8 protein-coding genes are annotated in these 10,565 nt (G+C 75.9%); 2 read left to right on the top strand and 6 right to left on the bottom strand.

Annotated features, from left to right (window positions below):
• The first annotated feature begins 24 nt into the window (after positions 1-24).
• The gene (locus AB6N23_RS14940) at positions 25-141 is read left to right on the top strand and encodes an LPXTG cell wall anchor domain-containing protein (protein ID WP_412866803.1); all 117 of its coding nucleotides are present in this window, start codon (positions 25-27) and stop codon (positions 139-141) included.
• Positions 142-197: 56 nt separating this feature from the next.
• Here AB6N23_RS14940 and AB6N23_RS14935 read toward each other — a convergent pair whose 3' ends face one another.
• The 3 genes from AB6N23_RS14935 to mshD form a co-directional block, all read right to left on the bottom strand.
• A complete protein-coding gene (locus tag AB6N23_RS14935; RefSeq protein ID WP_412866802.1) occupies positions 198-1,175 on the bottom strand; it encodes an NUDIX hydrolase in 978 nt (325 codons plus the stop codon).
• Positions 1,172-3,400, bottom strand: a complete 2,229-nt coding sequence (locus AB6N23_RS14930) for an RNA degradosome polyphosphate kinase (protein WP_412866801.1) — start codon at positions 3,398-3,400, stop codon at positions 1,172-1,174. Before AB6N23_RS14930 ends, AB6N23_RS14935 begins: the two co-directional genes overlap by 4 nt.
• Before the next feature lie 82 nt (positions 3,401-3,482).
• Entirely contained in the window at positions 3,483-4,484 is a 1,002-nt protein-coding gene (gene mshD / locus AB6N23_RS14925; RefSeq protein WP_412866800.1) for a mycothiol synthase, read from the bottom strand.
• Between the two features lie 161 nt (positions 4,485-4,645).
• Between mshD and AB6N23_RS14920 the strand changes: the two genes are divergently transcribed.
• Positions 4,646-5,932: an NAD(P)-binding domain-containing protein gene (locus AB6N23_RS14920; RefSeq protein WP_412866799.1), complete on the top strand. Its 1,287-nt coding sequence runs from the start codon at positions 4,646-4,648 to the stop codon at positions 5,930-5,932.
• A gap of 87 nt (positions 5,933-6,019) precedes the next feature.
• On the opposite strand, the gene AB6N23_RS14915 is transcribed toward AB6N23_RS14920, so the two are convergent.
• The 3 genes from AB6N23_RS14915 to AB6N23_RS14905 form a co-directional block, all read right to left on the bottom strand.
• Positions 6,020-7,438 (bottom strand): cellulase family glycosylhydrolase, encoded by a 1,419-nt coding sequence (locus AB6N23_RS14915; protein ID WP_412866798.1) that lies wholly within the window; start codon positions 7,436-7,438, stop codon positions 6,020-6,022.
• Positions 7,439-7,702: 264 nt separating this feature from the next.
• Positions 7,703-9,727, bottom strand: a complete 2,025-nt coding sequence (acs, locus tag AB6N23_RS14910; RefSeq protein ID WP_412866797.1) for an acetate--CoA ligase — start codon at positions 9,725-9,727, stop codon at positions 7,703-7,705.
• Positions 9,728-9,929: 202 nt separating this feature from the next.
• Positions 9,930-10,565 (bottom strand): hypothetical protein (locus AB6N23_RS14905; protein ID WP_412866796.1); only part of this gene is annotated, 636 nt, incomplete at its 5' end.

The following is a 10,565-nucleotide window of genomic DNA, read 5'->3' as shown; positions in this document are numbered from 1 at the left end:
GGTGCGCGCCCGGCGGCCGACCGCCTGAGCGCCACGGGCGCGACGGCCGGACCGCTGGTGGCCGTGGCCGCGGGTCTCCTGGTCGCCGGTGCGGCGGGCGTCCTGCTCGCGCGCCGCCGGCGGGCCGGCGCCCGCGGCTGACCCCCGCCGCTCCGTCGGCCGGCGCACCGCCGGCGCCGCCGGCCGGGGGAGCGGGGTCAGTCCTCGACGGTCGAGCGGTGCGTCTCCACCGCGACGACGCGCGTCCCGCGCCGCGTCACCGCCGCGTGCGCCACGAGCACCTCGCCGGGCTGCAGGTAGGGGTTCTCGGCGGGCAGCCGGTTCGCCGCCGGGCGGCGCGCGTGCGTCGCCAGCACGTCCAGCACCGTCGGCAGGACGGGCCGGTGCGTGCACAGCACGGTGTCGACGCGCGCGTCGAGGCACCCGTCGACCAGCGCCGCGACGCGCGCGGGCGACTCATCGTGCCGCGCCTCGGTGAGCTCGTGCGCCACCTCGGGGGACACGCCCGCGGCCCGCGCGAACGGTGCCACCGTCGCGGCGCACCGCTCCCAGCCGCTCGTCACGACGCGCGCCACCCCGAAGGCCGCGAGCACCGGCACCATCGCCTCGGCCTGCCGGGCGCCGAGCGGCGTGAGCGGCCGGTCGGCCTCGGTGCCGTCCCACTGGGCGCGCTTGCGGGCCTGGCCGTGCCGCGCCACGACGACCGCGCGCGTGTCCAGCCGGTCCTTCGCGTACGCCTCGACGAGCGCGTCGAGCGGCCGGCGGTCCGCCTTGCGGGTCAGCCGCCGGGCGGCGGCGGCGACGTCGCACCACTCCCACCGGTCGATCTCGTCCGCCCCCGCCGGCTCCACGTGCGGGCGCGCGCCGAGCGCCGCCCCGTCCTCCCGGCCGGCGACCTGCGCCGCCCAGTAGTGCACGACCTTGCGCCGGCCGTCGGACAGCTCGTACTCCAGCCCGGGCAGCGGCGCGCCCAGGACGACGGCCAGCCCGGTCTCCTCCTCGACCTCGCGCACCGCCGCGGCCGGCGCGGACTCGCCCGGGTCGAGCTTGCCCTTCGGCCACGACCAGTCGCGGTACCGCGGCCGGTGCACGAGGGCGACCTGCAGCCGCCTCGCGCGCACGCGCCACACGAGGGCGCCGGCGGCCTGCACCGCCGGCCCGGTGCCTGCGCTCACCGCGACGAGCCCGGACGGCGCCTCTGCCGCTGGACGAGGGCCTGCTGCACGTCGACGAGGGGCCCGTCGGGCCCGCGGTGGTGCCGCTCCCAGACGCCGTCCGCGCCGAGGTGCCACGACGAGGTCCGCTCGTCGTTCGACTCGTCGAGCAGCTCGACGAGCTCGGCGACCTGCGCGGGGTCCGCCACGCGCACGAGCGCCTCGACGCGGCGGTCGAGGTTGCGGTGCATGAGGTCGGCCGACCCGATGAAGACCTCGGGCCCCTCGAACCCGTCGTCCGGCTCCGGCGTCGCGTGCGCGAACGCGAACACGCGCGAGTGCTCGAGGAACCGCCCGAGGATCGAGCGCACCCGGATCGTCTCGGACAGGCCGGGCACGCCGGGCCGGATGGCGCAGATGCCGCGCACGTTGATGTCGATCGGCACGCCCGCCTGCGACGCGCGGTACAGCGCGTCGATCGTGGCCTCGTCGACCATGGAGTTGACCTTGATCTTGATCCACGCGGGGTCGCCGCGGCGCGCCGCCTCCGCCTCGCGCTCGATCCGCGCGACGAGCCCCGTGCGCACCGAGCGCGGCGCGACGAGCAGGCGGTGGAACCGCGACTTCGGCGCGTAGCCGGACAGCTGGTTGAACAGGCGCGTGAGGTCCTGCCCCACCTCCGGGTCCGCCGTCAGCAGGCCGAGGTCGGTGTACAGGCGCGCCGTCTTGGGGTGGTAGTTGCCGGTGCCGACGTGGCTGTAGCGGCGCAGGCCGTCCGCCTCCTGGCGCACCACGAGCGACAGCTTGCAGTGCGTCTTCAGGCCGACGATCCCGTAGACGACGTGCACGCCGGCCTGCTCGAGCTTGCGCGCCCAGGAGATGTTGTTCTGCTCGTCGAACCGCGCCTTGATCTCCACCAGCGCCAGCACCTGCTTGCCGGCCTGCGCGGCGTCGATGAGGGCGTCGACGATCGGGGAGTCGCCCGACGTGCGGTACAGCGTCTGCTTGATCGCCAGCACGTGCGGGTCCGCCGCCGCCTGCTCGAGGAAGGTCTGCACCGACGTCGAGAACGAGTCGTACGGGTGGTGCAGCAGGATGTCGCGCGCGCGGATCGCCGCGAACACGTCCGTCGCGCTCGCGGACTCCACCTCGGCCAGGTGCCGGTGCGTCGCCGGCACGAAGCGCGGGAACTGGAGCTCCGGACGGTCCAGGTCGGCGATGAGGTTGAGGCCGGTGTGGTCCAGCGGCGCGGGCAGCTCGTACACGTCGTCGTCGGACATGCCGAGCTCGCGCACGAGGAACTTGCGGACCCGGTTGCTGATGCCCTCGGCGACCTCGAGGCGCACGGGCGGGCCGAACCGCCGGCGCAGCAGCTCCTTCTCCATCGCCTTGAGGAGGTTCTCGGCGTCGTCCTCCTCGACCTCCACGTCCTCGTTGCGCGTGATGCGGAACGTGTGGAACTCCCGCACCTCCATGCCGGGGAACAGCATGTCGAGGTGCTGCGCGATGACGTCCTCGACCGGCACGAACGACATCGGGCCGCTCTCCGCGCCCGCGTGGTCCGGCGCGCTCGGGCGACCGGACGCGTCGACGGCGATGTACCGGGGGAGCAGCGGCGGCACCTTCACGCGCGCGAAGTGCTCCTTGCCGCTCGTCGGGTTGACGACGCTCACGGCCAGGTTGAGCGACAGCCCCGAGATGTACGGGAACGGGTGCGCCGGGTCGACGGCCAGCGGCGTCAGCACCGGGAAGATCTGGCGGCGGAAGAACTTGTGCAGCCGGTCCTGCTCGGCCTCGCCGAGGTCGTCCCACCGCACGATCGTGACGCCCTCGGCCGCGAGCGCCGGCTGCACGTGCTCCTGGAACACGGCCGCGTGCCGCGCCATGAGCTCGTGCGCGCGCTCGCTGATCGCCTCGAGCACCTGCCGCGGCGACAGGCCCGACGCGGCCGTCACGGCGATGCCGGTCGCGATGCGGCGCTTGAGGCCGGCGACGCGCACCATGAAGAACTCGTCCAGGTTGGACGCGAAGATCGCGAGGAACCGCACGCGCTCCAGCAGCGGCAGGTCCGGGTCCTCCGCGAGCTCCAGGACCCGCTGGTTGAACGCGAGCCACGACAGCTCGCGGTCGAGGAAGCGGTCGTCGGGGAGCGGCCCGGTCTCGGGGAGGGCCTCGGTGTCCTCGGTGTCGACGTGCTCGGCGATGCTCGCGGCGAGCTCCGGGTCGATCGCGGGGGCGTCGGTCATGTGCCCATGGTGGCACCCGCCGGTGAACTCGTCGTGTCGTCCGGGCGGCGCACCGCGCGGCCGTCGTGCCGCCCGGCCGGGGTCACCCCTGCGCGGTCGGCGCCGCCTGCGGCGGGGGCCCGTACATGACGTCGACGGCGGCGCGCGCGAACCCCGCGCGCTCGTACGTGTGCACCGCGACCGTGTTCTCCGCGCCCGTGTAGAGGATCGCCGTGCGCAGGCCGCGGTCGCGCAGGTGGGCCAGCCCGAGCGCCGTCAGCGCGCGCCCCAGCCCCAGCCCCTGCGCGTCCGGGTCGACGCCCACCACGTAGATCTCGCCGACCTCCTCGCCGGGCTGCGCGTCGGGCGCCTCGCCGGCGGGGTGCACCTTGGTCCACACGGACCCGAGCAGCTGCCCGTCGCGCTCGGCGAGCAGGAAGCCGGCGGGGTCGAACCACGGCTCCGCCTCGCGGGCACGCAGGTCCGCGGACGTCATGCGGCCCTGCTCCGGGTGGTGCGCGAAGGCGCGCGCGTTGACGCGCCGCCACGCCTCCTCGTCCCGGCCGGGCACGAACGGCCGGACCTCGACGCCCGGCGGCAGCACGGCGTCGGCCGGCGGGTGCGCCCCGAGGTCGACGGCCATGCGCAGCAGCTCGCGGACGACGACGAGGCCGGCCGTCCGGGCCGTCGCGCGCGCCGCCGGGACGTCGCCGTGCGCCCACACCGACAGCCGCCGCCCGGGCACGGTCGCGGTCTCCGCCTGCGCCCGCGCGAGCAGCGCCGACGCGACGCCGCGCCGGCGGTGGGCCGGGTGGACGACGACCTCCGCGCTCACGCGGGTGGTCGTGCCGACGTCGAGCTGGGCGTAGCCGACGAGCGGGCCGGTGCCGTCGCCGGGGTCCGTCGCGCCGCCCGCGTGCGCGAGCAGGTGGACCACGGGCGCCTCGGCCTCGGTCAGCCACAGCAGCGGCTGCTCGGACAGGGGCGCGACCCCGTCGGCGCGCGTCGCGTCGTGGTGCAGGCGCCGCACCGCGTCCGCCGTCGTGGGGTCCAGCGGCCCCGCGACGGCCGTCACGAGCGTCGGCGCGTCGGTGTCGGACGTCATGGACCCATCCCACCACGCGCCGCGTCGCCCGCGGGCGCGTCCGGGGAGCGACGCGGGTCCGGTCCGTGCGGCCGCGCGTGTGGAGGGGTCGTGGACGGGCGGTGGCGACGGCCGGACGGCCCCGACGCCGGGCGGGGCCGGCCGGTAGCGTGGACGCCGCCATGGACTCCTCCCCCAGCGCCACCGCCGCCCTCCGCGGGCGTCGTGCCCGCCGGGCGGCGGCGGGACCGCGCACCGTCGAGGTCGACGTCCTCGTGGTCGGCGCCGGGCAGGCGGGCCTCTCGACGGCGTACCACCTGCAGCGCACCGGCCTCGTGGCCGTCGGGTCCCGCGGGTGGGAGGGGGCGGCCGGCACGTTCGTCGTCCTCGACGACAACCCGCACGCCGGCGGGGCGTGGCAGCACCGCTGGCGCAGCCTCACCCTGGCCGACGCGCACGCGGTGCACGACCTGCCGGGCATGCCGCTCGTCGTCGTCGACCCCACCGAGCCCGCCGCGGACGCCGTGCCGTACTACTTCGCGCAGTACGAGGAGGCCTACGGGCTCAACGTGCAGCGACCGGTGCGGGTGCAGCGCGTCGAGCGGGCGCCCGACGGCGGGCCGGAGCCCCGCTACCTCGTCACGACCCGGCACGCCGAGCACCCCGACGAGGTGGTCGTGTGGGCGGCCCGCGCGGTGGTCACCGCGTCCGGCACGTGGCAGCGCCCGTTCTGGCCGTCGTACCCCGGGCGCGCGTCGTTCCGCGGGCGCCAGCTGCACACGCACGACTACCGGGACGCCCGCGACCTCGCGGACGGGCACGTCGTCGTGGTCGGCGGCGGCACGTCCGCCGTGCAGCTGCTGCTGCAGCTCGCGGAGGTCACGACGACGACCTGGGTGACGCGCCGCCCGCCGCGCTGGCTCGACGCCGCGTTCACGCCCGAGCTCGGCCGCGAGGCCGTCTCCCGCGTCGACGAGCGCACCCGCGCCGGGCTGCCGCCGCGGTCGGTGGTCAGCGTGACGGGCCTGCCGCTGACGCCCGCGTACCGCGCCGGCATCGCCGCGGGCGTGCTGCGCGCGCGCCGGGTGTTCGACCGCATCGAGCCCGACGGCGTCGCGTGGGACCCCGGCGCGCCCGTGCTCGACGGCCTCGAGGCCGACACCGACCTGCCCGCCGACCTGCCCCCCGACCTGCCCGGCGTCGCCGCCGACGTCGGCGGGTGGGTCGACGGCCCGCCGTTCGTCCCGGCGCGCACGATCCTGTGGGCGACCGGGTTCCGCGCCACCCTCGACCACCTCGCGCCGCTGGGGCTGCGCGCACCCGGCGGCGGCATCCGCATGGACGGCACCGAGGTCGTCGGCGAGCCGCGCCTGCAGCTCGTCGGCTACGGGCCGAGCGCGTCGACGGTCGGCGCGAACCGCGCGGGCCGCGAGGCGGTCCGCCGCCTGCGCCGTACCCTGGGCTGGTGAGGACCCGGCCGTGCACGGGTGCGGCGGCGCGGCGACGGCCCCCGACCCGGGGGTCGGAGGCCGTCGCCGTGGGTCGGGGACCGGGTGTCAGGAGCAGGACACCGCGACCGTGCCGGTCGGGGCGGTGCCCGAGCCGATGAAGCCGTAGCTCGTGGTCTGGCCCGCGGACAGCGCGCCGTTCCACGCCGCGTTGGCGACCGTCACGGTGCTGCCGGAGCTCGAGAACGCGCCGCTCCAGCCCTGCGACACCGACGCGCCGGCGGGCAGCGTGAACTGCGTGCGCCACGCCCGGGTGCCGGCGGAGCCGGCCTTCACGTCCACCGAGCCCTGGAAGCCGCCGGGCCACGCGCCGGTGATGCGGAGGGTGGCCGTGCAGGCGCCGCCGGGGTCCTGCGTCGGCGTGGCCGTCGGCGTCGGGGTGGCCGTGGGCGTCGGCGTCACGGTCGGCGTGGGCGTGACGGTCGGGGTCACGGTCGGCGTGGGCGTCGGCGTGGCACCGCCGAAGAACGTCGCCGTGCGGGCCGTCGCCCGGATGCCGTTCGCGCCCGCGAAGATCCGCGTGCCCCACGACGTGAACCGTGCCGGGTCGAAGGCCGTCACCATGTCGAGGTACTCGACGCCGCCGCCGTTGCCGGACCACGACCAGCCGTAGTAGCCGATGCCGCGGCGCTGCGCCTCGGCCATGATCGTGTCCTCGTCCGGGTTGCCGTCGGAGTGGTCGAAGCCGAACTCGCCGATGACGAGCGGCAGCCCGTTCGCCGCGAACGCGTCCAGGTACGACGTGATCGTCGATGCCTGCGCGTACACGCCGTACATGTGCACCGAGAAGAGCGTGTTGCGGTCGGGGTCGGCCGCCGCGACCGTCGGCGCCTGGTCGCGCATGGTGCCGGACCAGTCCTGGCCCCAGTTCGGGGCGTCCACGACGATGTTGTGGCGCAGGCCCGCGGCGCGCACGGTGCGGATCGCCGCGGCGGTGTCGGCCGCCCAGCCCGTGGCGGTGCTCGCACCGTTGCCGTAGGGCTCGTTGCCGATGTTGATCTGGATGAAGTCCTCCGTGCCCTGCAGCACGCTCCGCAGCGACACCCAGTACTCGGCGGCCGACGCGAGCGTCGCGGCGCCGCTCTGCTCGTTGTAGCCCGTGGTGTCGTGCACCTCGAGCATGCAGACCAGCTGGTTGGCGCGGCACAGGTCGATGACGCGCGTGACGTCCGCGGCGTCGTTCTTCGTCCACCGCACGCCGTTCGACAGGACCACGCGCAGCGCGTTCGCCCCGGCCGCGCGGATGGCGGGGATCGCCCGCGGGGTCTCGGAGACGTACCAGGTGTGCGCGTGGCTGACGCCGCGGGCCACGAAGGGCGTGCCGTTCTCCTCGACGAGCCGGGTGCCCTCGACGTGCAGGCCGACCGGGTCGGCGGCCGTGGCCGAGGTCGCGGCGGCGGTGATGCCGCCGACGGCGAGCAGCGCGGCCGCGCAGGCCGCGACCGCGCGCGTGGTCAGGTGCTTCATGGGACGTCCTCGTTCCGCCGGTGTGGGTGCTGACGTGCACCCGCCCGCCTGTCCGCCGGCCGGTGGCGGGCGGGTGCGCGGGTCACACAACCAGCAGCGTCAGGGGCGCTCCACGGCCTAAACGCTTCGCCGTGCGGGTGCCCCGCAAGCGCTTCCCCGGCCGGGCCGTGCCCCGCGCAGGGGCGGGCCACCGGGCCCGGACGCACCACGGCCCGGCCCCCGCCGACGGGGACCGGGCCGTGCGCGTCGCGGCGGGCGCGGCGGTCAGTCCGCGGACGCCGCCGGCTGGTCCAGGCCCGCGGCGATGAGGTCCATGACGGACGAGTCGGCGAGCGTCGTCGCGTCCCCGACCTGGCGGTGCTCCGCGACGTCCCGCAGCAGCCGGCGCATGATCTTGCCGGACCGCGTCTTGGGCAGCTCGGCCACGACGAGGATCTGCCGCGGCTTCGCGATCGGGCCGATCTCGCGGGCGACGTGGTCGCGCAGCGTCTGCTGCACGGCGGCGGCGTCGGAGCCGGCGGCCTCCGTGGCGTCGCCCCGCAGGATGACGAACGCGACGACCGCCTGACCGGTGGTCTCGTCGGTCGCGCCCACGACGGCCGCCTCCGCGACCCACGGGTGCGAGACGAGGGCCGACTCGATCTCCGTGGTGGACAGCCGGTGGCCGGACACGTTCATGACGTCGTCGACGCGGCCGAGCAGCCAGATGTCGCCGTCGTCGTCCTTCTTGGCGCCGTCCCCGGCGAAGTAGATGTTCTTGAAGCGCGACCAGTACGTGTCCTTGTACCGCTCGGGGTCGCCCCAGATGCCGCGCAGCATCGCCGGCCACGGCTCGGTGAGCACGAGGTAGCCGCCGTGCCCGTCCGGCACGGGCGTCGCGTCGTCGTCCACGACGTCCGCGGCGATGCCGGGCAGCGGCACCTGCGCCGACCCCGGCTTGGCCGCGGTGACGCCGGGCAGCGGGCTGATCATGATCGCGCCCGTCTCCGTCTGCCACCACGTGTCGACGATCGGCGTCCGGTCGCCGCCGATGACGCGGCGGTACCACATCCACGCCTCCGGGTTGATGGGCTCGCCCACCGACCCGAGGACGCGCAGCGACGACAGGTCGAACTGCGCGGGGATCTCCTCGCCCCACTTCATGCACGTGCGGATCGCCGTCGGCGCGGTGTACAGGATGGAGACGCCGTACTTCTGCACGATCTCCCACCAGCGGCCACGGTGCGGCGTGTCGGGCGTGCCCTCGTAGATGACCTGCGTCGCGCCGTTCACGAGCGGCCCGTAGACGACGTACGTGTGCCCGGTGACCCAGCCGATGTCGGCCGTGCACCAGTACACGTCCGTCTCCGGCTTCAGGTCGAAGACGTTGAGGTGCGTGAACGCCGCCTGCGCGAGGTACCCGCCCGTGGTGTGGAAGATGCCCTTCGGCTTCCCGGTCGTCCCCGACGTGTAGAGGATGAACAGCGGGTGCTCCGCCTCGACCTCCACCGGCGTGTGCTCGGCGGACGCGACGTCGACCGCCTCGTGCCACCAGACGTCCCGGCCCTGCGTCCACTCGACGGGCTGGCCCGTGCGGCGGACCACGAGCACGTGCTGCACGCTGGGCGCGCCCTTGGCGAGGGCCTCGTCGACGGCCGGCTTCAGCGCGCTCGGCGCGCCGCGGCGGAAGCCGCCGTCGGCCGTGACGACGAGCTTCGCCTCGGCGTCCAGGATGCGCGAGCTCAGCGCCTCCGCCGAGAACCCGCCGAACACCACCGAGTGCGGGGCGCCGATGCGCGCGCACGCGAGCATCGTGACGACCGCCTCGGGGATCAGGGGCATGTAGATCGCGACGCGGTCGCCCGTGCGGACGCCGAGCGCGGCGATGGCGTTGGCGGCCTTGGACACCTCGCGCTGCAGGTCCGCGTACGTCAGCGTGCGGGTGTCGCCGCCCTCGCCCTCGAAGTGCAGCGCGACGCGGTCGCCGTTGCCGGCCTCGACGTGCCGGTCCACCGCGTTGTACGCCGCGTTCAGCCGGCCGTCCGCGAACCAGCGGGCGAACGGCGCGTCCGACCAGTCGAGGGTCTGCGTGAAGGGCGTCGACCACGTGAGCAGCTCGCGCGCCTGGTCGCCCCAGAACCCCGGCCGGTCGGCGTTCGCCCACGCGTACAGGTCGGCGGTCGCGTTCGCCTGCGCGGCGAACTCCGCCGACGGGGGGAAGCTGCGGCTCTCCGTGAGGAGGTTCTCCAGGCCCGGCGTCGCGGCGGGCGCGGCGTCGGTCGGTGTGGGGGCGGCGGACTGGTCGGTCACGGTGTCTCCCTGCGCAACGGCGTCGGTGCGGCTCTTCGGTGCTGACCTGAGGGGTCCTCGCCACGGACCTTAGTCCCGCGCGGCGGCGCGGCGCACGCGCCTCACGTGCGCGTCGACGCCGTCCGGAACGTCCGGAAGGCCGGGGCGGGGTCGTCGCGGGGCCGCGGGCCGCGCTCGCGGACCGCGCGCGGCGGGCGCCGCGTCAGGCCGCCCGGTTCCGCTCGCGGAAGGCGCCCAGGTGCACGCCCCGGCGGCGCGCCGCCGCCGCGACGAGCCCGGACACGAGGAGCAGCACGCCGACGAGCAGCAGCGTGCCGGACGTCGCCGCCACCGTCGCCTCCACGGTCGTGCGCGACCACGCGTCGCCGACCAGCGCCAGCGCCTGCTGCCGCGCGATCCCCGGCGCGTACAGCGCGAGCCCGCCGAGCGCGCCGAGCACGACGCCCCCGGTGAGCGGCACCGCCGGCGTCCACAGCGCGAGCAGAACCACCGCCGCGAGCAGCACCACGCCGACCGACACCAGCACGATGCCCAGGATCTCGAGCGAGGCGTCCCAGTCGCCCGCCTGGACCCTGAGGACGCGCGACTGCCCGAGCAGCGTCACGACGGCTGCGACCGGGGCCAGCAGCAGCCCGACGACCACGCCGAGCACGTGCGTGAGCGGGTGCACCGTGCGCGGTGCGTTCGGGTCGGGGAAGAGGTCGTCGTCGTCGCGGTCGCCCCGGTCGTCGCCGGCCGGCGCCGCGGGTGCCGTGCCGTCGTGCGGTCGAGTATAAAAAAAACACAGCCCACCCCACAAAAACGCCCCGAGCGGGTGGGCGGATGGGGGGGGAGAGTG

Origin of the sequence: Cellulomonas pasadenensis (assembly GCF_047229365.1) — a bacterium.
Lineage (GTDB): Bacteria > Actinomycetota > Actinomycetes > Actinomycetales > Cellulomonadaceae > Cellulomonas.
The sequence above is the reverse complement of the archived record's forward strand: the minus strand, read 5'-3'. Positions and strand labels throughout refer to the sequence as shown.

Bases quoted from the DNA above. Each gene is read 5' to 3' on its own strand.
- mshD (WP_412866800.1), bottom strand. From the start codon at position 4,484: ATGACGTCCGACACCGACGCGCCGACGCTCGTGACGGCCGTCGCGGGG.
- AB6N23_RS14920 (WP_412866799.1), top strand. From the start codon at position 4,646: ATGGACTCCTCCCCCAGCGCCACCGCCGCCCTCCGCGGGCGTCGTGCC.
- AB6N23_RS14930 (WP_412866801.1), bottom strand. From the start codon at position 3,400: ATGACCGACGCCCCCGCGATCGACCCGGAGCTCGCCGCGAGCATCGCC.
- AB6N23_RS14915 (WP_412866798.1), bottom strand. From the start codon at position 7,438: ATGAAGCACCTGACCACGCGCGCGGTCGCGGCCTGCGCGGCCGCGCTG.